Source organism: Sphingorhabdus sp. YGSMI21 (assembly GCF_002776575.1).
Classification (GTDB): domain Bacteria; phylum Pseudomonadota; class Alphaproteobacteria; order Sphingomonadales; family Sphingomonadaceae; genus Parasphingorhabdus.
Genome location: NZ_CP022548.1, coordinates 3,296,552 through 3,318,972, shown reverse-complemented (window position 1 = coordinate 3,318,972; position 22,421 = coordinate 3,296,552). Strand labels below are relative to the sequence as shown.

General features: G+C 58.6%; 17 protein-coding genes and 1 tRNA gene. 13 read left to right on the top strand and 5 right to left on the bottom strand.

The window, feature by feature from the left end; all coding sequences use genetic code 11:
• The first annotated feature begins 107 nt into the window (after positions 1-107).
• The 5 genes from CHN51_RS15915 to folE all read left to right on the top strand — a co-directional run bounded on the left by CHN51_RS15915 (position 108) and on the right by folE (position 7,184).
• Positions 108-980: a glycine--tRNA ligase subunit alpha gene (locus CHN51_RS15915; RefSeq protein WP_240616774.1), complete on the top strand. Its 873-nt coding sequence runs from the start codon at positions 108-110 to the stop codon at positions 978-980.
• A gap of 133 nt (positions 981-1,113) precedes the next feature.
• Positions 1,114-3,312 carry a glycine--tRNA ligase subunit beta gene (glyS, locus tag CHN51_RS15910; protein ID WP_100094893.1) on the top strand — a complete coding sequence of 733 codons (2,199 nt, stop codon included), beginning with the start codon at positions 1,114-1,116 and terminating at the stop codon, positions 3,310-3,312.
• A 221-nt stretch (positions 3,313-3,533) separates the two neighbouring features.
• Positions 3,534-6,212: a pyruvate, phosphate dikinase gene (gene ppdK, locus CHN51_RS15905; protein ID WP_240616773.1), complete on the top strand. Its 2,679-nt coding sequence runs from the start codon at positions 3,534-3,536 to the stop codon at positions 6,210-6,212.
• A gap of 175 nt (positions 6,213-6,387) precedes the next feature.
• Positions 6,388-6,464 (top strand) — tRNA-Arg (locus CHN51_RS15900).
• A 99-nt stretch (positions 6,465-6,563) separates the two neighbouring features.
• Positions 6,564-7,184: a GTP cyclohydrolase I FolE gene (folE, locus tag CHN51_RS15895; protein WP_240616772.1), complete on the top strand. Its 621-nt coding sequence runs from the start codon at positions 6,564-6,566 to the stop codon at positions 7,182-7,184.
• A gap of 220 nt (positions 7,185-7,404) precedes the next feature.
• On the opposite strand, the gene rplI is transcribed toward folE, so the two are convergent.
• The 3 genes from rplI to rpsF are packed head-to-tail and all read right to left on the bottom strand — an operon-like array spanning position 7,405 to position 8,667.
• Positions 7,405-8,049, bottom strand: coding sequence for a 50S ribosomal protein L9 (gene rplI, locus CHN51_RS15890; RefSeq protein WP_100094891.1), 645 nt, complete (start codon positions 8,047-8,049; stop codon positions 7,405-7,407).
• A 10-nt stretch (positions 8,050-8,059) separates the two neighbouring features.
• Positions 8,060-8,284 carry a 30S ribosomal protein S18 gene (gene rpsR, locus CHN51_RS15885; protein ID WP_089132498.1) on the bottom strand — a complete coding sequence of 75 codons (225 nt, stop codon included), beginning with the start codon at positions 8,282-8,284 and terminating at the stop codon, positions 8,060-8,062.
• Between the two features lie 20 nt (positions 8,285-8,304).
• Positions 8,305-8,667 (bottom strand): 30S ribosomal protein S6, encoded by a 363-nt coding sequence (rpsF, locus tag CHN51_RS15880; protein ID WP_089132497.1) that lies wholly within the window; start codon positions 8,665-8,667, stop codon positions 8,305-8,307.
• 365 nt (positions 8,668-9,032) lie between these two features.
• Between rpsF and CHN51_RS15875 the strand changes: the two genes are divergently transcribed.
• On the top strand, positions 9,033-11,579 hold the full coding sequence (locus CHN51_RS15875) for an EAL domain-containing protein (protein WP_100094890.1): 2,547 nt from the start codon (positions 9,033-9,035) through the stop codon (positions 11,577-11,579).
• A gap of 155 nt (positions 11,580-11,734) precedes the next feature.
• Complete coding sequence (locus tag CHN51_RS15870; RefSeq protein ID WP_100094889.1) at positions 11,735-13,984, top strand: EAL domain-containing protein; 2,250 nt, start codon at positions 11,735-11,737, stop codon at positions 13,982-13,984.
• Positions 13,985-14,073: 89 nt separating this feature from the next.
• Here CHN51_RS15870 and CHN51_RS15865 read toward each other — a convergent pair whose 3' ends face one another.
• Positions 14,074-15,351 (bottom strand): acyl-CoA dehydrogenase family protein, encoded by a 1,278-nt coding sequence (locus CHN51_RS15865; protein ID WP_100094888.1) that lies wholly within the window; start codon positions 15,349-15,351, stop codon positions 14,074-14,076.
• Complete coding sequence (locus tag CHN51_RS15860; protein ID WP_164089244.1) at positions 15,348-16,673, bottom strand: phosphotransferase family protein; 1,326 nt, start codon at positions 16,671-16,673, stop codon at positions 15,348-15,350. Before CHN51_RS15860 ends, CHN51_RS15865 begins: the two co-directional genes overlap by 4 nt.
• 200 nt (positions 16,674-16,873) lie before the next feature.
• On the opposite strand from CHN51_RS15860, the gene fabD reads away from it, so the two are divergent.
• The 6 genes from fabD (at position 16,874) to CHN51_RS15830 (ending at position 22,411) form a co-directional block, all read left to right on the top strand.
• Positions 16,874-17,809 carry an ACP S-malonyltransferase gene (gene fabD / locus CHN51_RS15855; RefSeq protein ID WP_100094886.1) on the top strand — a complete coding sequence of 312 codons (936 nt, stop codon included), beginning with the start codon at positions 16,874-16,876 and terminating at the stop codon, positions 17,807-17,809.
• A 43-nt stretch (positions 17,810-17,852) separates the two neighbouring features.
• Complete coding sequence (gene fabG, locus CHN51_RS15850) at positions 17,853-18,596, top strand: 3-oxoacyl-[acyl-carrier-protein] reductase (protein WP_100094885.1); 744 nt, start codon at positions 17,853-17,855, stop codon at positions 18,594-18,596.
• 115 nt (positions 18,597-18,711) lie between these two features.
• Positions 18,712-18,948, top strand: a complete 237-nt coding sequence (locus CHN51_RS15845) for an acyl carrier protein (RefSeq protein ID WP_089132491.1) — start codon at positions 18,712-18,714, stop codon at positions 18,946-18,948.
• 172 nt (positions 18,949-19,120) lie between these two features.
• A complete protein-coding gene (gene fabF / locus CHN51_RS15840; protein WP_100094884.1) occupies positions 19,121-20,377 on the top strand; it encodes a beta-ketoacyl-ACP synthase II in 1,257 nt (418 codons plus the stop codon).
• A 3-nt stretch (positions 20,378-20,380) separates the two neighbouring features.
• Positions 20,381-21,352 (top strand): endolytic transglycosylase MltG, encoded by a 972-nt coding sequence (gene mltG, locus CHN51_RS15835; protein ID WP_100094883.1) that lies wholly within the window; start codon positions 20,381-20,383, stop codon positions 21,350-21,352.
• Positions 21,353-21,397: 45 nt separating this feature from the next.
• Positions 21,398-22,411 (top strand): TIGR00341 family protein, encoded by a 1,014-nt coding sequence (locus tag CHN51_RS15830; protein WP_100094882.1) that lies wholly within the window; start codon positions 21,398-21,400, stop codon positions 22,409-22,411.
• Positions 22,412-22,421: the final 10 nt, after the last annotated feature.

The window sequence follows — 22,421 nt, the reverse complement described above, 5'->3', positions numbered from 1 at the left end:
AAGGTCGCAAATCAGGCCAATCCTCCCTTGACCCTCTGCCGCCCTTTCGCCAAAGCAGCGCGTAAATATTGCACCTCCTTTTTTGGCACGCGAAGAAAGTCTTCATCTTGTCCGATACGAAGCCGCTCAGCTTCCAGCAGATCATCCTCAAACTCCATCAATATTGGGGTGATCGCGGCTGCGCGATTTTGCAGCCCTATGATATGGAAATGGGCGCAGGGACGTTCCACACGGCAACGACCTTGCGGGCGCTCGGCCCCGATCCGTGGAATGCCGCCTTTGCCCAGCCTTGCCGCCGCCCGACCGATGGCCGCTATGGCGAAAATCCCAACCGGCTGCAGCATTATTACCAATATCAGGTGATCCTGAAGCCATCGCCACCGGATATTCAGCAGCTCTATCTCGACAGTCTTTCGGTAATCGGCATCGATCCGATGCTGCACGACATCCGCTTCGTCGAGGATGACTGGGAAAGCCCGACTCTGGGTGCCTGGGGCCTCGGCTGGGAAGTCTGGTGCGACGGCATGGAAGTCACCCAGTTCACCTATTTTCAGCAAATGGGCGGATTCGACTGCAAGCCGGTGGCCGGCGAACTGACCTACGGGCTGGAACGGCTGGCCATGTATATCCAGGGCGTGGATAGCATCTATGATCTGGATTATAACGGTAATGGAATGACTTACGGCGATATCTTCCTGGAAAATGAGAAGCAGATGTCGGAGTGGAATTTTGAAGTCGCCAATACCGACAGCCTGTTCGACCTGTTCAACAAGGCGGCGGCCGAGTGCGAAAACTGTCTCGACCGGAAATTGCCGATTCCCGCTTATGAGCAGGCGATCAAGGCGAGCCATGTGTTCAACCTGCTGCAGGCGCGCGGCGTGATCAGCGTGCAGGAGCGGGCCAGCTATATGGGCCGGGTGCGGGATCTGGCGAAGGGCAGTTGTGAAGCCTATATGAAGAAAAACGGGTGGGCGGCGTGATGGTTGTGGAAGCACTTCTTTCCTCCCTGTTGCGCAGCAATGGGGAGGTGGCAGCCGGAACGGCTGACGGAGGGGCCCCTCCACCACGCTTCGCGCGGTCCCCCTCCCCATGCTACGCACAGGGAGGAAACACATGACCGATTTCCTTCTCGAACTGCTCTCCGAAGAAATTCCCGCTCGCATGCAGGCCAAGGCCCGCGTCGACCTCGAACGGCTGTTTACCGCGCAAATGGCGGAAGCCGGCCTGACCGCCGGCGCGATCACCGTCTATTCGACGCCAAGACGGCTCGCGCTCATCGCCAGGGACCTGCCCGAGCAGACCGAAGCGGTCAGCGAGGAAGCCAAGGGGCCACCGGAAGCGGCACCCGATCAGGCGGTCGAGGGTTTCTGCCGCAAAAATGGCGTCACCCGCGACCAGCTGGAAGTGCGCGACGTCAAAGGGCGGCCAACATATTTCGCGGTGATCAACAAACCGGGCCGCGATACCAAAGACGTTCTGGCCGAAGCCATTCCCGCGATCATCAAAGCCTTTCCCTGGCCGAAATCCATGCGCTGGGGCGAAGCCAGCCTGTCGACCGAAAGCCTGCGCTGGGTGCGGCCGCTGAGCGGCATCGTGGCGATCTTCGGAGACGACCTGGTGTGCTGCGAAATTGACGGCTTGACGTCAGGCTATGATACTGTCGGACATAGATTTCATCATCAGGGCATGATCACCATAGGCAATGCCGGTGATTATGCCGATAAACTCCGCGCCTGCCACGTGATTGTTGACCATGAAGAGCGTGAAGATATTGTTTTCAAGGGAGCGCAGCGAGCGCCAATCGAGGTCGGACTAACTCTGGTTCAAGATCAAGGTTTGGTAGTCGAAAATGCTGGTCTCACTGAGTGGCCTGTGCCGCTTTTAGGTCACTTCGATAAATCCTTTCTGGATGTGCCGGAAGAGGTGATCCAGCTGACTGCCCGGGTGAATCAAAAGTACTTCGTGCTGAAAGATGGCGACGGCAAACTAACGAATGCGTTCGTCTGCACGGCGAATATCGATGCCAGCGATGGCGGCAAGGCAATTGTCGCGGGGAATGAAAAAGTCCTCGCTGCACGGCTCTCCGACGCCAAATTCTTCTGGGAACTTGACCAGAAGACCAGGCTGGAGGATCATGCGAAGAAATTGAGCAACATTGTTTTCCACGAGAAACTGGGAACGGTTGCCGACAAGGTAGAGCGTGTGGCCAAGCTGGCTGAGTGGTTGGCGTCTTTAGAAGGGACTGGGTTACTCCGTGCCAACCCGGAACAGACCAAGCAGGCCGCACGTCTCTGCAAAGCCGATCTCGTCACCGAAATGGTCGGCGAGTTCCCCGAGCTGCAAGGCTTGATGGGCGGTTATTATGCAGAGAAAGAAGGGCTTCCGGCAGAAGTCTCGCACGCGATCAGAGATCATTACAAGCCGGTCGGGCAGGGCGACGAAGTGCCTACCGATCCGGTGACTGTTTGCGTGAGTTTGGCGGATAAGCTGGATACTTTGTTTTCATTCTTTGATATTGGATTGTATCCCACAGGTTCGAAAGATCCGTTCGCTTTAAGGCGAGCAGCTCTGGGTATCATTCGTATTATACTTGAGAACGGCCTGATTTTGCAGTCGGATTTGGTCGTAGAGTTCTGGTTAGGTCAAGATGATCCAACCAAAGAGCTGACAGACGAGGATTTAGCGCGTCGTAAACTTTTGACCTCAATCCCAGACTTCTATGTTGATCGGCTGAAAGTTCAGTTGCGAGAAAATGGTGTTCGCCACGATATCGTGGACGCCTCTGAAAGATGGAATGGGCGAACTGACACTCGCATTGATCGTATCAAAATAAGGGCCGAAGCTTTGCAGGCCTTTGTGGAAACTACGGATGGCGTGAACCTGCTCGCCGGTTACAAGCGGGCTTCGAATATTTTGAAGAAAGAGGCACCGGGCGGTGCATCCAACACTCGTCATCCTGAATCCGACACTCGTCATCCTGAACTTGTTTCAGGATCTCCCGAGGTCCTGAAACAAGTTCAGGATGACGAAATGTCCGCAAAACCGCTTTCCTACACGCCCGAAAAAGCGGAAAAGGCCCTGATCGACGCGCTCGATGCGGCGCAGCCGGAAGTGACTGCTGCGATCGCCGCAGAGCAATTTGAAACAGCAATGGCCGCGCTGGCAGCATTGCGCGGACCGATTGACCAGTTTTTCGAGGATGTGACCGTGAACGACGATGACGAAGCGAAACGCGAAGCCCGGCTTGCCCTGCTGGCACGCTTTCGCAATGCCGTCCATCAAGTCGCTGATTTCTCACAGATCGAGGGTTAGAAGATATTTGATTCATAACAGTGTAAAGTTTGTAAAGTTCGACGGCGAGGTTTTTCCGGTTAGGAAATGAACGAAAAGCCCCTGCTCTTCGGAGAAGGGGATATAGGGGTGGAATTTGAGGGAAGTGGTGCGATGCCGCTTCGCGAATATTCTGGTGGCACAGCACCACCCCGACCCTTCCTCTGAAGAAGAGGGGCTAACATATGGAGTTGAAAGCAAGAATGACCCAATATGTATATCGTTTCGGTGGCGGCATGGATGCAGATGGTGCGCCGTCTGACAAGACAGAAGTCCGCAACCTGCTGGGTGGCAAGGGTGCCAATCTCGCCGAAATGGCCAATATCGGTCTGCCGGTTCCTCCCGGTTTCACCATCTCCACCGAAATGTGCACGCGCTATTATGCCGAGGGCGGCCAATATCCGGACAGCGTCCGGGACGAGGTCGCGCAGGGCGTGGCCCATATCGAATCCGTAACCGGCAAGTCCTTCGGCGATGCCGCCGATCCGCTGCTGGTTTCTGTCCGCTCCGGCGCCCGTGCCTCGATGCCCGGCATGATGGACACCGTGCTCAACCTCGGTCTGAACGATGACACCGTCGAAGGTCTGGCCAAGACCTCCGGTGACGAACGCTTCGCCTGGGACAGCTATCGCCGCTTCATCCAGATGTATTCCGACGTGGTGCTTGAACTCGACCATGATGCTTTTGAAGAAGCGCTTGAAATCATCAAGGAAGACAATGGCTTCTTCACTGATACCGAGATGGAGTCTGAGCATTGGAAGGCGCTGGTCGCCGAATATAAGGATCTGGTCGAGAAGCTCTGGGGCAAGCCTTTCCCGCAGGATGTGAACGACCAGCTATGGGGCGCGGTCAGCGCCGTGTTCGGCAGCTGGCAGGCCGAGCGGGCCAAGGTCTACCGCCGGCTCAACGACATTCCCGGCGAATGGGGCACCGCGGTCAACGTCCAGGCGATGGTCTTCGGCAATATGGGCGAAACCAGCGCGACCGGCGTCGCCTTCACCCGCAACCCGGCGACCGGCGAGAGCGCTTATTATGGCGAATGGCTGATCAACGCACAGGGCGAGGATGTCGTCGCCGGTATCCGTACCCCGCAATATCTCTCCAAAGCCGCGCGCGAGCAGGCGGGTGCCAAGCCGCTGTCGATGGAAGAGGCGATGCCGGAAACCTACAAGGAACTGACCGACGTCTTCGATCTGCTCGAACGCCATTATCGCGACATGCAGGATATCGAATTTACCGTCGAGCGCGGCAAATTGTGGATGCTGCAGACCCGCTCGGGCAAGCGCACCGCCAAGGCCGCGCTGAAGATCGCGGTCGACATGGCGCATGACGGCCTGATCAGCGAGGAAGAAGCGGTGATGCGCGTCGATCCGATGGCGCTCGACCAGCTGCTCCACCCGACGCTCGACCCCGAAGCCACCCGCGATGTGCTGACCACCGGTCTTCCGGCCTCTCCCGGCGCGGCCAGCGGCCTGATCGTATTCGACAGCGACACCGCCGAACGGCGCACCGAAATGGGCGACGATGTCATATTGGTGCGGGTGGAAACATCGCCCGAAGATATTCACGGCATGCACGCGGCCAAGGGCATATTGACCGCGCGTGGCGGCATGACGTCACATGCCGCCGTGGTCGCCAGAGGCATGGGAAGACCCTGTGTTTCGGGCGCTGGCACGGTTTCGATCAACAATGAAACCAAGATCATGAAGGTCGGCGACCGCGAGCTCAAGGAAGGCGATCTGCTGACCATCGACGGCAGCAATGGCCAGGTCATGGCCGGTCGTGTCGATACGATCCAGCCCGAACTGGTCGGCGATTTTGGCGTCTTGATGGTCTGGGCCGACAAGGTCCGCCGTCTTGGCGTCCGCACCAATGCGGAAACCCCGCTCGATTGTCAGGTCGCCCGCGACTTCGGCGCCGAGGGCATCGGCCTGTGCCGCACGGAACATATGTTCTTCGACGCGGCGCGGATCACTTCGGTTCGCCAGATGATTCTGGCGCCCGACGAAAAGGGCCGCCGCGCGGCGCTGGCGAAACTGCTGCCCGAACAGCGCGACGACTTCCGCCAGATATTCGAGGTCATGGTCGGCCTGCCGGTGACCATCCGCCTGCTCGATCCGCCGCTGCACGAGTTTCTTCCGCACCACCAGTCGGAGTTCGAGGAAGTGGCGAAAGCCGCCGACGTCGGCGTCGAGACGCTGAAGCAGCGGGCGAGCGAACTGCACGAGTTCAACCCGATGCTCGGCCACCGTGGCTGCCGTCTTGGCGTCACCTATCCCGAAATCTACGAAATGCAGGCGCGGGCGATCTTTGAGGCGGCTTGCGAAGTCGCCGAAGCCAGCGGCGAAGCGCCGATCCCCGAAGTCATGATCCCGCTCGTCGCCACTGCGCGCGAGCTGGAACTGATGAAGGATGTCGTCGATCGCATGGCCAAGGAAGTCTTTGCCGAAAAGGGCCGCGAGATCGAATATCTCGTCGGTACGATGATCGAGCTGCCGCGCGCGGCGTTGATGGCCGGTGAAATCGCCGAACATGGCCAGTTTTTCAGCTTCGGTACCAATGATCTTACCCAGACCACGCTGGGTGTTTCCCGCGACGATGCGGGCCGCTTCCTGACCCAATATGTCGACAAGGGCATTTTTCCGCGCGATCCGTTTGTCAGTCTCGATATCGAGGGCGTCGGCCAGCTGATCGAAATTGCGGCCGAACGGGGCAGGGCAACGCGCTCCGCGATCAAGCTCGGCATCTGCGGTGAGCATGGCGGTGATCCGGCTTCGATCGCTTTCTGCGAGAAGACCGGGCTGGATTATGTCAGCGCGTCGCCGTACCGGGTGCCGATCGCACGGCTGGCCGCGGCGCAGGCGGCCCTGTCGCAGAAATGACATGATGAGCTCCGCACTTGATGCGGAGCCGCTTGCCAGGCAGATATCTCTTGCCTCCAGGGCTCCGGATCCGGTGCGGAGCACGGATGCGTCAGGAATGTTCAGAATGTTGGGCAGAAGGGCAAATTATGGGTTGCCAGCGGGTTATTCACCCCCTATCTGCACCATCTGGTTAGCGCCCATAGCTCAGCTGGATAGAGTACTTGACTACGAATCAAGGGGTCGGGAGTTCGAATCTCTCTGGGCGCACCACCTTCCTTTCTGCCGGATCATGCCCCAAGGTGCACTTGCGCACGGGGCGCTGCTGGCGTAGTTCGTCGGCATCAAAATAGTTGAACCGAAGGACCTGATTTGGCCGACCATTCCCTTTCTATCGAAGACGCTCTTGCCGAGCGCGAAGCCCAGAAAATCCCGGTACCCGAAGAGGTCCAGGAAGCGGTGCGCACGCTGTTGCGCTGGTCCGGCGAGGACCCGGAGCGCGAGGGCCTGATTGACACGCCCAAGCGCGTGGCGCGGGCCTGGAAGGAATATTGCGAGGGCTATGCCGAGAACCCCGCCATGCATCTTGCGCGGACGTTCGAGGAGGTCGGCGGCTATGACGAGCTGGTGCTGCTGAAAGACATCCCGTTCCACTCCCATTGCGAACATCATATGGCGCCGATCATCGGCAAGGCGAGCATCGCCTATATGCCGACCGACAAGGTCGTCGGCATCTCCAAGCTCGCCCGCGTACTCCACGGATTCGCGCGGCGACTGCAGGTGCAGGAACGGCTGACCGCTGAAGTCGCCGAATGTATCTGGGAAAATCTGAAACCCGACGGTGTCGCTGTCGTGATTGAAGCCAGCCACAGCTGCATGACCGCACGGGGCGTGCGCACGCCGGGTGTCTCGATGACCACCAGCCGTCTGCTGGGTTGCTTCCTCGAGGACGCGCGCAGCCGTGAGGAAGTCATGAGTCTGATGGGCTATTGAGCCGGGGGGGGGCGATCCGCGGCCCTGCTGTCAGCTCCGGCTGTCCAAAAAATATGAGATATTGGCCGTGAGCTAATGCCGGGCCGCCGCGATGGCCAGAATGTCTTCGTGCTGCTCGCGCGTCTCGCGGCCCGGCACAGCCGGCAAAGAAAAAGCCCGGATCTGGCGACCATCTAGCGACGGGCCGGATCCGGGCTTTCCGAATAAAGGCGGGAAAAGACTATTCCTTGGTTTCGGAATCGTCCTCTGCAACTGTGTCTTCAGCGTCCGGAGCGGCGTTTGCCTCTCCATCGGCTGCGACAGCTTCTTCGCCGTCGTCTTCGCTATCGGGCGAAAGTGCAGCAGCAGCCAGTTCGGCCTGCTCTTCTTCGAACATCTGCGCGATGACGTCGATGCCGTCTTTCTGTAGATCGGCTTCGTCGTCAGAGCGAGCGACATTGGCCTGGATCGTGACGCTGACTTCCGGGTGGAGACGAATGCGGACATCGAAAACACCGAGCGTCTTGATCGGCTTCTCGAGAATGACCATGCTCTTCTCGACCACGGCACCGTCAGCGGTCAGGGCTTCGACGATGTCGCGAACCGAAACGGAGCCGTAAAGCTGGCCGCTGGCAGACGATGCACGGATCAAAACGATCTGCTTGCCGTCGATGCCGCCGGATGCCGCTTCGGCTTCCTTGCGCTTCGCTTCATTGTCAGCTTCGATCTGCTGGCGATTGGCTTCGAAAACCTTTTTGTTGGCTTCGTTGGCGCGCAACGCCTTTTTGTTGGGGAGCAGAAAATTGCGGGCATAGCCGTTTTTCACGGTGACGATGTCACCGATGCTTCCCAGATTTTCTACGCGTTCGAGCAAAATAATATCCATCGTTTCGCTCCTATTTCACGAGGTAAGGCAGGAGGCCGAGATGGCGGGCGCGTTTGATAGCTTTGGAAAGCTCGCGCTGCTTCTTGGCGGAAACTGCGGTGATACGACTTGGTACGATCTTGCCGCGTTCGGAAATGAATCCCTGCAGCGTCTTCACGTCTTTATAGTCGATGGGCTTTGCGTTTTTGCCGGAAAAGGGGCAGCTTTTGCGGCGACGGAAAAATGGACGTCCCATGTTTTAACTCCTTCTCTGGCTTAATTGTCGTCGCGGCGCGGTTTGCGTTCGCGGTCGCGTTCGGGTTTGCGCATCATCACGGACGGGCCTTCTTCATGCTCGTCAACGCGGATGGTGAGGAAACGGATGATATCTTCGTTGATCCGGGTCTGGCGTTCGAGCTCCAGAACAACGCTGCCTGGTGCGTCAAGACGCAGCATGACATAATGGGCCTTGCGGTTCTTCTGGATCTTGTAGGCGAGCGTACGCAGGCCCCAGGTTTCGGTCAGAACGACCTTGCCTTCATTCGATTCAACAATTTTGGTGGCTTCCTGCGCAAGAGCATCGACCTGAGACTGGCTCAGATCCTGTCGTGCGAGGAAGACATGCTCATACATTGGCATGCAGTCATTCCTTCATTTACCGCCGATCGCTGACGCCGCACCATGCAGACACGCCCCTCCGGCTTTCTTCTTTTTCCGCTGTCCGGGTCAGGCCCAATCAAGCGGAAGCGGCGCCTATGGCGGAATTGGCGGGGGATTGCAAGGGTGGTTTTCCGACCGGCTTTCAAAGCCAGTTTCCCCCGCGTTTCCAGCATCGCCTAGCATATCCGGATAGCGGTGCGAACAGGTCTTGGCGACGCCGGCCATCCGAGCAAACGGAGACAGCTTCTTAGTTTTACAATAATTTACGTCATCTTAACGTTGTCAACCCCATGCACTGCAAGGATTTTTTATTCGTTTGCCCAATTTGTTGGAGTATTGACTAAATGGACGAACAGGCGCGCCTCCAGGAACTTTATAATTTGGCAATCCTCGATACCCGGCCGGAACGGCTTTTTGACGGCCTGGTGGAAATCACTGCCGGCACTTTCAACGTCCCGACCGTCCTGATCTCCCTGGTCGACAAGGAGAGGCAATGGTTCAAGGCGAGCACGGGTTTCGATGCCCGGGAATCGGCGCGCGAAAATTCCTTCTGCAACTATGCCATCGGGCAAAATGAAATATTCGAGGTTCCCGATGCCACGCTGGATCCCCGTTTCCGCGAAAATCCGATCGTCGTCGGCGATCCGAAGATACGATATTATGCCGCTGCGCCGCTAGTGGTCGGTGGCGGGTTTGCGGTCGGGACCCTGTGCCTGATAGACTATCAGCCGCGGGAACCGCTCGGCCAGAAAGAGCGGGATATGCTGCTCAGGCTGGGACAGCAGGTTGTCGAACTGCTGGAGGCGCGTCAGCTGCGCGAAATCGGCAGGATCTCGAAACTGGTGAACGACACGCTCAATGATGCGATCATATTGTCCGATGCAGCCGGAAACATCACCTATTGCAATCCGGCAGCCGAACATATTTTTGGCTGTTCTTCCGCTCACTTGAGCGGACAGCCGCTCCGTTCGCTGCTCTCCGAGGTTGATCATCCAATGATCGATATCGAGCAGACCAATGTTGCAGCTGGCAAAGAGCGCGCGCTGGCTGACCAGCCGGTCGAAGTTTGCGCCAGGCGGCGGTGCGGAGAAGAATTTCCGGCGGAACTGTCGATGGCGCGCTGGAATTCTGCGGATGTCGATCAGAAAAAGGGCTTTGTCGCGGTCGTCCGGGATATTTCCCGGCGCAAGCGACTTGAAATCGAAAGGCAGCGGTCCGAGACATTTCTCAACGCCGTGGTCGAGAATCTGCCGTCGATGCTGTTCGTCAAAAATGCCGAGACTCGTGTTTACGAGATGTTCAACCGCGCGGCCGAGGAAATGACTGGTCGGCGCCGTGAAGAGGTCATCGGATATACCGATCGCCAGATTTTCCCCGACCGCGGCAAGGCCTATCGCCGGCGTGAGGACCGGGTGGTCAAGACCGGAAAAATATCGGTTTTCGAAAATGATTTCGAGGGCGCGGATGGAAAAATGCATCGAATCCGGACGAAGCGCGTTCTTGTCGACGGGGTGGACCGGTCATCCTTCATTCTCGGGATCACCGATGACATCACGGTGCGCCATCTGGCCAAGCAGAAAATTGCCCATCTGGCCTTGCACGATTCTCTTACCGGTTTGCGCAACCGGGCCGGAATCGCCCGTGATTTCGAGGAATTGTGGAACGGACCGGTAAAGGAACCTACCGCGGTGCTGGTGATCGATCTGGACCGCTTCAAGGTGGTCAACGACCTGTACGGGCATCCGATCGGTGATGAACTTTTGTCGCAGATCGCCGGTCGCATTGTCGAGTTGCTGCCGAGCCGCGCTGCTGCCGGGCGGATGGGTGCCGACGAATTTCTAGTTATCATCCCGGGCCGCAACTCGAACCATCGGGCAGCCCGTTTTGCTCGCGCCCTGATCGAGGCCTTCTCCGACCCCTTCTCCATTGAGGGCGAGAAAATCCATATCGGAGTCAGCATCGGCTTGTCCATGAGCAACAGGGACGGCGACGATTTCGAAAGCCTCTGCCAGAGTGCCGACCGAGCGCTTTCCCGCGCCAAGGCAACCGGACGCGGAAAATTCTGCTTCTTCGATCCGCTGATGGATGCGGCGGTTACCGACCGGCGGGAATTGGAAAAGGATCTCCGCGCCGCGATGGCCGCCGATCAGATCAAAATTCATTTCCAGCCGCTCGCTTCGCTGGCGACCGGCCAGATCGAGAGTTTCGAAGCGCTCGCCCGCTGGAACCATCCTGAACGGGGTGCGGTAAAGCCGGAGACCTTCATCGCGGTCGCCGAGGAAAGCGGCCTGATAGTTGAACTGGGTGCGCGCATTCTCGATATGGCAATCAGCGAGGCGGCACGCTGGGACAGGCCGCTGCGGGTCGCCGTAAACCTGTCGCCCGCGCAGTTCCAGAACGACAATCTGTTGAGCGTGGTCAGCGATGTGCTGGAGAAATATGCCTTTGATCCGACCCGGCTGGAACTGGAGATTACGGAAAACTTCCTGATCCGTGATACGCGCAAGGCGATGGAGACGCTCAATCAGTTGCAGAAGCTTGGCGTCAAGATCGCGATGGATGACTTTGGCACCGGCTATTCCTCGCTGAGCTATCTGCAGATGTTCGCATTCGACAAGGTCAAGATAGACCGATCGTTCATCCAGGATATGACGGATAACCCGCAATCGCTAACGATCGTGCAGGCGATCATCGGGCTCGGGAAAGGGCTCAATCTGCCCGTCGTCGCAGAGGGCGTTGAAACCGAAGAGCAACTCGCCGCCCTGCGGCACGAAGGCTGTTCGATGGTTCAGGGCTTTGGTATCGGAAGGCCGGAGCCGATCGAATGTTTCTACGGTCTTGTGATGAATCCGGTGCCTGCGGCGCTGATACGACGGCAGACGGCAGCATGAAATTCCCTCTGTCACAGTGCAAAATGGCGCTGGAAAAGGATCGGAATCCGGGCCGAATATTGTGGTCCAGCGTCGGCAGATGCAAGCATTTACCATTATGCAACACCTTCCGCTTAAAATCGTCGATGCAATAGTTAAGCGAGAAGAAATCACGAATGGGCGTCGAAACATCCATTGGCAAGGAAAGTCAGGACGCAACAGCGGTTCGTCCCGGCTCTCGTCGTTTTCTCGACAAGATCGGTTCCCGGATCGGGATGCAGACGCCGGCAGAGACCTGCAATATCAAGGCATCTGAAGCGCTTGCCCTCCTGCAAAATTTTGAGGAAAGCAGGCAAGGCTGGTTCTGGTCGACGGACGCGGCGGGAAATCTCACCTATATAACGGCATCCATTGCCGAAGAACTGGGCGGAAAATCGACGGATCTGCTCGGCAAGCCCATCGCATCCCTGTTTCTGAAGCCGATCGACAATGATGCCAGTGCCCGATCCCTGCCGTTCATTTTTACAAAGAAAATGCAGTTCAGCGGTCTCGAAGTGCAGGCCGGCAATTCGGTCGAGGAATGCTGGCTATCGATTTCCGGCAGACCCCATTTTGACAATTCCGGTAAATTTCTGGGCTTCCGCGGTAGTGGCAAGGATGTAACCGCGCAGCGCAGGGCTTCTGAGGACACGTCCCGGCTGGCGATGTTCGATTCGCTCACCGGCTTGCCGAACCGGGCCAGCATGGCGAAAAAGCTCGAGGCCACGCTTGCGGCTTACCGGATACAGAAACGGACCTGCGCCGTGATGCTGGTCGATCTCGACCGTTTCAAACAGATCAACGATACATTGGGTCACCCGGCGGGAGATGCTTTGCTGAAACAGGTGGCGGAGCGGCTTCTCAAAATCGTCGGTGACAGCGGCGAAGTCTGCCGGCTGGGGGGTGACGAATTCCAGATCATGTTGCCGGATTGTGATGACCGGGGAACTCTCGGGGATCTCGCCAGCAAGATCATTGACAGCCTTTCCCAGCCTTATTCGGTCGACGGTCACCGGTGCATCATCGGGGCATCAGTCGGTGTCTCTGTTGCCCCGTTTGACGGGCTGTCGAGCGATGATATCGTGAAAAGCGCTGATCTGGCGCTCTATGAGGCGAAGGGCAATGGACGCGGACGGTTCCGTTTCTATTCCAAGGAACTGCAACAGTCCGCGGAAGACAGGCGCGTGCTGGAAGACGATTTACGGGATGCGGTTGCCAAGGACGAGCTCGAACTCGTCTATCAGCCGATCGTCAACACCAAGACCAATATCGTTGAGGGGTTCGAAGCGTTAATGCGTTGGAACCATGGGGAACGGGGGCAGATTTCTCCGTCTCTGTTCATTCCCATTGCCGAAGATGCCAATCTTATCTGGCAACTGGGGGAATGGGCCATCCACAGGGCCTGTGAAGATGCAGCCAAATGGCCTGGAAAAGCCAGAGTGTCAGTGAATGTTTCGGCCAGCCAGTTCGCCAATAACCGTTTTCCCGCGATTATCGACGCAGCGCTTGGCGCATCTGGCCTGGCTGCCGAAAGGCTCGAGCTGGAGATCACGGAAGGCGTGTTTCTGGCCGAAACCAATGAAACCACTGCCATGTTCGAGGCTCTCAAAACCAGGCAAGTGCGCCTGGTTCTGGATGATTTCGGAACCGGCTATTCGTCCCTGAGCTATTTGCAGGCAGCCCCGTTCGACAAAATCAAGATCGATCAGAATTTCGTTCGCGGCGCCACCGAGCCGGGATCGCGCAATGGCGCTATCATTGCGGCCATTGTCGCGCTGGCGGAAGCGCTCGGACTGGACACAACGGCCGAGGGCATCGAAACGCTCGACGAATTCGATCTGATAAGCAAGCTGAACGTCAGTCATGTCCAGGGCCATATCTGCAGCAGAGCGGTGAACCAGGCGACGTTGATCGAGAATCTGGAGGGCGGAAGCTGGAGGATTGAGCCTTCAGGTCCGCGGCATCATCGCAACGACCGCCTGTCCATGTACCGCAAGGTGCGGATGATCCATGAAAATCACGTTTATTCCATCGTCGTTCGCAACCTGTCGGTTACCGGCGCGCTGGTCGACGGTCTGTACAATGTGCCGGTCGGGACCAAATTCGTGATCGACTTTGGTGACGGACAGCTCGCAGTGGCGACGGTTACGCGATCCAGCGGCAACCAGCAGGGTATCGAATTCGAAACGCGGCTGGTCAGTGACGGCAATGGCGGCCTATGTACCAGCCGGCGGGTGTCGCCCTATCTTATCGCCGAGGCCGGACTGGAAGTGCCGAACATGCCTCCGGGCTATGTGCCGACAACGAAAATCGACAAGGATTCGCTTTCGGTGCCGGCATTCAGCACCGTGGCGGACTGGAAGGCGACCCAGATCAAGCCCAAATAGACCGAGCAGTCCGAACCCGAACAGTGCCGCCGGGGCAATCAGCTGAATTTCTCGCCATGCTGCCCGCGAACCGATCTATTGCAGGGACGCTATTTTTTCCTGTTCAGGAATCCGAACATATCGCCGCCGATCTTGCGCATCTGGATTTCCTCGGCGCCTTCGGTGATCCGGTAGCGGCGGTGGTGGCGATAAATATGCTCGAACGGCTTGTGCCGGGAATAGCCCATTCCGCCATGGACCTGCATCGCGCGGTCGGCAGCGTCGCAGACCAGGCGGTTTGCGCGATAATTGCACATGCTGACCTGGGCGGAGAGATATTTGGCGACATCGGTTTTCGGCATCGTGTCCATCTTGGCTGCGGTTGCGTAGATCAGCTGGCGCAGCATGGCGGCCTCCGTATGCAGTTCCACGAGCGGGAACTGGATCCCCTGATTGACTGACAAAGGCTTGCCGAACGGTTTGCGTTCTCCGGCATATTTCACCGATTCATCGATACAATATTGCGCCGCGCCCAGCGAGGAGGCGGCCTGGCGTATGCGGTTTTCGTGCACGAAATGCTGCGCGCAGGCGAGGCCCATGTCGAGATCGCCGAGCACCGCGTCGGCCGGAATCCACACATCCTTGTAGGAGCATTTCGGATGATCGGTGGGCATGTTGAAGGTCCACATATATTCACCGACTTCAAAGCCTTCTGCGTCAACCGGCACAATGAAACAGCCGATGCCCTTTGCGTCGCCGTCTTTGCCGCTGTGCCGCGCAAAGGTCATCACGTGCGAGGCCTTGTGCAGGCCGGTGGTCCACATCTTGTTGCCGTTGATCAGCCAGCCGTCCACCCCGTCACGGGTTTCCCGCACCGCGGTCGTGTCCATCCAGGTGGCATCTGAGCCGTGATGCTCTTCGGTCAGGCCAAAACACCAGCCCATCTTCCCGGCCAGCATCTGGGGGATATAGTCGCGCTTCTGCTGCTCGGTTCCAAAGTCGCGCAGCATCAGAGGCTGGACCAGATTGCCGACAATCGAATTTTCATTCTGCAAATCATTGTGCAGGCCCAGCCCCTTGTGGGCCAGATGCTCGCGAATCCGCGCCATGCCGAGATTGGTGCCGTCCTGGCCGCCGAATTCCTTGGGCAGGGCATAGCGATAATGGCCGGCGGCATCGGCCACCTGGCGCATTTCGCCCAGCAAGGATTCCCATTCCTCGGTCGGCAGGCCCTGATTGTCCCAGTTGGTGCGGGCATCTTCCCGCCGGTGGTCAAAGAAACGGATATTGTCGTCGCGCCGTTCTATCGGCTTGATTTCGGCTTCAATGAAAGCATCCAGAACGCCGAGATAATCTTCAATTTCCTGCGGGATTTCGAAAGCGGTCATGATGGTCTCCATTTGTTAAGCGCGACCTTGAGGCCGGCATATTTGGGTTGGTCGATAGACAGGCGTTCAAGCGCGGACAGGCGCAGATGGTCCCAGACGGCCGATTGCGTAATCGCAATCTCCCCATTTGAAAGTCCGCTGCAAAGCTGTCCATGATCATAACCGATAGCTGTCAGCCGGGCCTTCGCGGCATCCCGGAAATCCGGTCCCCATTCGGCCTGTCGCCTGGCAATTCCCAGCGCGTTGCCGGCGACCCGGGACTGGAACTTGTCATGTCCCTGAAGGCCCGGCTGGACATGTTCCGCGTTCCATTCGCCAAGCGCCGTCAGCAGCTCTCCATATCCGGTCTCGCCGGTCACCGTTTGGTCCTCCGGCACGGCCCAGTCGAGCGGCGTGCAGATTTCGGCGGGCAGAATTTCCTCGAACAGCAGGGCGAGGTCAATCTCGACCTCGGATACGCGCCTGCCGATGACGGTCCGCTCCAGCGAGCGGTCGCCATGGCTGCGCCAGATCTGTCCCATCACCATGCAGGCTACGCCCCACCAGAGGGTGGAGTAGACCAGCCAGAAGCGGAAACGGTCCGGGTCCACTTCTCTGCCACTGGCCTCCGCATAGGCCTGCAGCAGGGCTTCGGCGCTGTCGAAGCCGCCCGCGACCTTCTCATAGTGTCCGAACCGCCAGCTTGGCGTGCACAGATAGGCGAGATCCTGCACCGGATCGCCCAACCGGACCAGTTCCCAGTCGAGCACCGCGGACAGCCCTTCTTGGTCGATCATCAGATTACCCATCCGGAAATCACCGTGCACGAGATATTTGTCGGTGGCGTCGGGCGCGTTCTCGTTCAGCCAGTGGAAGGCATATTCGTAAATCGGAATCTGGCTGCCGATTTCGTCATATTTGTCTTTCTGAACCCGGATCAACTCGGCGGGGGAGAAATATTCCAGCGATGCCGCCAGAGATTGCACCGGAATCTGGTGGATCGCCGCCAGTTCTCCTGCACATTGCCGGGTCAGCTTGCGTTCCGCTTCGGCGAAATCGGGATTGCCCAATATCTTGTGCGGCAGGGTTTCTCCTTCGGCCTTGGCCATGATGAAACCTTCGCCGATATCATCTTCCGGAGCGAGTCTCCCGCGGACCTCCGGAGCGGTCACCCCTGTGGTGCGGGCCAGTTCGATGATATCCGCCTGGGTTGCGAGCGGGACGCCGCGCAAACCGTCATCATCGGCGGACAGACCCGCGGGCAGGCGCCGCAGGACAAAGTCTTCGCCGCCATAGGCAAAGCCCCAACTTTCCATGCTGGCGCCGCCCGATAATCGTCGCAAATGCTCTAGTTTGCCGTCTGTGCCAAAAGTTTTTGTGCAGTAATTCGCGAGCTTTGCCTGAAATGCCTCATCCGTCATAAGCATGGCTTAATCGCGCGATTAAATTTGCGCAAATGATTTTAATCGGAGCGTGCGGTGCTTGCATGACCGACCATTCGTGCCTAATTCCCCCAATCATATTTGAAAATCTGGGGGTCAACATGCGTGCATTCATATTTCCGGGACAGGGCAGCCAGGCCGTCGGCATGGGCAAGGCCCTCTCAGAGGCCAGCAGTACCGCCCGCGAAGTGTTCGAGGAAGTCGACCACGCGCTGGAGCAGAATCTGTTCAAACTGATGTGCGACGGGCCGATCGACGAACTTACCCTGACGGAAAATGCGCAGCCGGCAATCATGGCCAATGCTGTCGCGACGCTGCGGGTAATGGAGAAAGAAGGCGGTCAATCGATTGGCGATATCTGCTCCTATGTGGCTGGCCACAGTCTCGGCGAATATAGTGCGCTCTGCGCCGCCGGGGCGCTCGACCTGACGACGACGGCGGAATTGCTGAAGCTGCGCGGCCTGTCGATGCAGAAAGCGGTGCCGGTGGGCGAGGGCGGCATGGCGGCCCTGCTCGGCGCCGACATCAAGAAGGCGTCGGCGCTGGCCAATGCCTCTTCCCAGGGCGAGATTTGCACCGTCGCCAATGACAATGATCCCACCCAAGTCGTGATTTCCGGCCATATCGGAGCGATCGAGCGCGCGATTGCCGCGGCGAAAGACCATGGCATCAAGCGTGGCATGTTGCTCCCCGTCTCCGCTCCGTTCCACTGTTCGCTGATGGCGCCCGCCGCCGAGGCGATGGAAGAAGCGCTGGCCGAAGCGAGCATTTTCCCGCCCGTCGTCCCGGTGTTTGCCAATGTCACCGCGGCTCCGGTCTCGGATGCCGACGAAATCCGCGAGTTGCTGGTGCAGCAGGTGACCGGCGCGGTGCGCTGGCGGGAATCTGTCGGCAATATGGCCGAAGCCGGAGTCGAGCAATTTGTCGAATTTGGCGGCAAGGTGCTGACCGGCATGGTCGGGCGCATTGCGCCGGACGCCGAAAAGGTCAGCCTGGTCTCGATGGATGATATCGAGGCGTTTCTGAAAAGCCTCTAGCAGCGATTGCTGGCCCGAATTTGTATTTTTGAAGGAATTAGCAATGTTTGACTTAAGCGGAAAAACCGCCCTGGTAACCGGCGCATCCGGCGGAATCGGATCGGCGATCGCCAGATCGCTCGCCGAACGGGGCGCTACCGTTGCGCTTTCGGGCACCCGCAAGCTCGTGCTGATGGAAATGATCCCGGAATTGCCGGGCGAGGGGCATATCGTCATGCCGTGCGACCTTTCAAAACCCGAGGAAGTCGACGCGCTGGTGCCGGACACGGTGGCAAAGCTCGGCAAGCTCGACATATTGGTCAACAATGCCGGCATCACCCGCGACGGTCTCGTCATGCGGATGTCGGACGAGGATTTCTCCGACGTGATCCGGGTCAATCTGGAATCCGCTTTCCGCCTGATCCGCGCCGCAGCGCGGCCGATGATGAAGGCGCGCGGCGGCCGGATCATCTCGATCAGTTCGGTGGTCGGCGCGACCGGTAATCCGGGGCAGGCCAATTATGTTGCTTCAAAGGCCGGTCTGGTCGGCATGTCCAAGGCGCTGGCTCAGGAACTGGCCTCGCGCGGGATTACCGTCAATTGCGTCGCCCCGGGCTTCATAGAATCGCCGATGACAGACGAGCTGACCGACGCCCAGAAAGACGAGATCAACCGCAAGATTCCGGCAGGGAAAATGGGCAGTGGCGACGATATCGGTGCCGCAGTGGTCTATCTGGCCAGCCAGGAGGCCGCATATGTCACCGGTCAGACGCTCCATGTGAATGGCGGTATGGCGATGATTTCCTAGGGCTTTGCCGAAAAACATCATCTCCTGTACGATTTCGACTTCACGGACACTTGCAAGGCGCGCGCCAGCGCACTAGGACGAAATTGAAATTCATTCCTAACAAAAAGGACCTCTCATGAGTGAGACTGCAGACCGCGTAAAAAAGATTGTTGTTGAGCATCTGGGTGTTGAAGCCGACAAAGTCACCGAAGAAGCTGCCTTCATCGATGATCTGGGCGCTGACAGCCTCGACATTGTTGAGCTGGTTATGGCGTTTGAAGAAGAATTCAGCGTCGAAATTCCAGATGATGCCGCTGAAAAAATCGGTACCGTCAAAGACGCCATCGATTTTATCGACAAAAACAAAGGCTAATTGATTTTGGGGTGCTGCCAGCAGAACAGGCGCGCCCCAGGGCCAATGATCGCTGAAATATAGCAAAGCGGCTCACCGGCCCGGGAGGAAAGTCCTGATCCGGTGGCCGTTTTTTTGATTTTGAACAGGTTTTGATTTTTGGGCAGGGAAAGCCCGCAAGGAGAGGCATGATATGCGCCGTGTAGTTGTAACCGGAATGGGCCTGGTAACGCCGCTGGGCGGAGATGTGGAAACGACCTGGGCCAATATATTGGCTTCCAAGTCGGGCGCGGGAAAAATCACCCGCTTCGATGCATCCGATCAGAAATGCCATATCGCCTGCGAGGTAAAGCCTGCGGACCATGAATATGGCTTCGATCCCAATCTGCGCGTTGACCACAAGGTCCAGCGGCAGGTCGACCCGTTCATTGTCTACGGTATCGATGCCGCCGGCCAGGCGCTGGAGGATGCCGGTCTGACCGACATGTCCGACGAAGCCAAGCTGCGCGCCGGCTGCTCGATCGGTTCGGGTATCGGCGGATTGCCTGGCATTGAAAAAGAATCGCTGGTTCTTGCGGAACGCGGCCCCGGACGGGTGAGTCCGCATTTCGTCCACGGACGGCTGATCAATCTCATTTCCGGTCAGGTTTCGATCAAATATGGCCTGATGGGTCCCAATCACGCGGTGGTTACAGCCTGCTCGACCGGTGCCCACAGCATCGGCGACGCGGCGCGGATGATCGCGCTGGACGATGCCGATGTCATGTTGGCCGGTGGTGCGGAGGCAACAATCTGCCCGATCGGCATTGCCGGTTTCGCGCAGGCCAAGGCGCTTTCCACCAAGCGCAACGATGATCCGACCGCAGCGTCCCGTCCCTATGACAAGGATCGCGACGGTTTCGTCATGGGTGAGGGCGCCGGTGTCGTGGTTCTGGAAGAATATGAACATGCCAAGGCTCGCGGCGCCAATATCTACTGCGAAGTGGTCGGCTATGGCATGTCCGGCGACGCCTATCATGTGACGGCACCCCATCCGGACGGAACCGGTGCCTATCGCTCGATGGAAATGGCGCTCAAGCGCTCGGGTCTGACGACCGCCGACATTGACTATGTCAATGCCCACGGCACCTCGACGATGGCGGACACGATCGAGCTGGCGGCGGTTAAGCGCCTGTTCGGTGATGATCTCAAGACCATGTCGATGAGCTCGACCAAATCGGCAATCGGCCATCTTCTGGGCGGGGCTGGCGCTGTCGAAGGCATTTTCAGCATTCTCGCCCTGCGCGACCAGATCGTGCCGCCGACGCTCAATCTCGACGACCCGGATGAAGGGTGCGAAGGCGTGGACCTGGTGCCGCATGTTGCGAAAAAGCGGGAAGTGAAAGCTGTGCTCAGCAACAGCTTCGGCTTTGGCGGAACCAATGCCAGCATCATCATGAAAGCGGTCTAAACGATGCGCCGTCTCGGTTGCCTGATATTGGTGGCAGCGGCGGTCATTGCGGTCCTGCTGGGCGGCAGTTTCCTTTATGGCTGGAACGCCAGCGGGCCTCTCGAAGAGCAGCGCACGGTCCTGATCAAATCGGGTTCGAGCCTCGCCATGGCAGCGCAGGATCTGGAATCGGAAGGTGTTATAGAATCCGCCGACGACTTCCTGACGCGCGTCAAAATTCTTGGCGGTTCCGAACCGATCAAGGCCGGGGAATTCGAAATTCCTGCCGGGGCGAGCAACGCGCAAATTCTGTCCATTCTGCAAGGTGGCAAGGCGGTGCAGCGCCTGATCACGGTGCCGGAAGGCACGCCGTCGATCATCGTGCACGAGACGCTGATGGCCGAAAAGCTGCTCAAGGGCGATATTCCGGTGCCGGCCGAAGGGTCGATCCTGCCGGACAGCTACAGCTTCGAGCGCGGCGAGCAACGCGCTGCCGTGGTGGCGCGGATGCAGAAGGCGATGACGGATACTATCGCCGAGCTATGGCCGAAGCGCTCCAAGGCCAGCGTCGCCAAAACGCCGCACGAAGCGATCACTCTTGCCGCGATCGTCGAGAAAGAGACCGCGCTGGCACGGGAACGCCGGACAGTGGCCGGTGTCTACAGCAACCGTATCCGCAAGAATATGATGCTGCAGGCCGACCCGACGATCATCTATCCGATTACCAGGGGCAAACCGCTGGGCCGTCGCATCCGCCAATCGGAGATCGCCCAGGTCAATGACTATAATACTTATGCGATGGTCGGTCTGCCCAAGGGGCCGATTGCCAATCCGGGACGCCTGTCCATAGAAGCGGTGCTGAACCCTGCGAAGACCGATGCGCTCTATTTTGTCGCCGACGGCAGAGGCGGTCACGTCTTTGCCGAAACGCTGGAGGAGCATAATCGCAATGTCGAGAAATGGTTCGCGATCCGGCGGGCACGCGGAGAAATGTGATATCATCATGCCTCGCGATCAGATCGCTGGGAAAAGGAGCGGCGCATGTCGGCAAGACTGGTTGAAATAATCGTTCCGGACGCCGGCGTGGCGCAAGCAAAAGCCGTCATCGCGAAACATTGCAGCCGTTTCTGGCAGGAGCCGGTCCCCGACGGACTCGAGAAATATTCCTGCGTCGTACCCAGCCGGTCGATCGAGACGCTCATCGCCGAGCTGGACGAGAATTTCAGGGGCACTGAGGGATTTTCCGTTCTCGTCCTGCAGGTCGAGGCGGTGCTGCCGGAAATTCCGGAGTTGCAGGACATTGCGCCGCCGGTTGCCGGTGCCGGGAAGCCGCCGACGAAATTGGAAGCTTTCTTTACCCGTGACCGGATCAGCACCAACGAATTATATGATGATATCGAAGCCAGTCTGGAACTGCGCCCCAATTATCTATTGACCGTCATCCTGTCCGCGCTGATCGCGGCTCTGGGCATGCGCAGCGGCCAGACCGCGGTGGTGATCGGCGCTATGATCATCGCCCCGCTGCTCGGCCCGACCATGGCGATGGCCATGGCGGCGACGCTGGGCGACAGGGCGCTGGGCCGCAGGGCGCTGGTCACCCTGGTCACGGGGATCGCCGCCGCGTTGCTGTTCACCTTTTTGCTGGGCATGTTCATCGATGTCGATCCGCTGGTCCCCGAGCTCAGAAACCGGACGATCGTCCAGCCGGCGGATATTGCCTTGGCTTTGGCCTGCGGTGCCGCCGGCGTTCTCGCGTTCAGCCAGGGCGCTTCGCTCTCGCTCGTCGGTGTGATGATCGCGGTCGCGCTGGTGCCGCCGATTGCCGCCGCCGGCCTGTTTTTCGGCAGCGGTGAAGAGTCCCTGGGACTGAGCGCGCTATTTTTGCTGGCCACCAATCTCGTGTGCATCAACGTCGCGGGGATCGCAACCTTTCTGGTGCAGGGACTGCCGCCGAGAAGCTGGCGCTTGACCAGCGGCATCTTCGTGATCTGGCTGCTTGTCCTGGTGCTGTTCGTCGGTCTGGTCGGCGGACGCATCGCCCTGGGAGCTGGCTAAGACCGCTGTT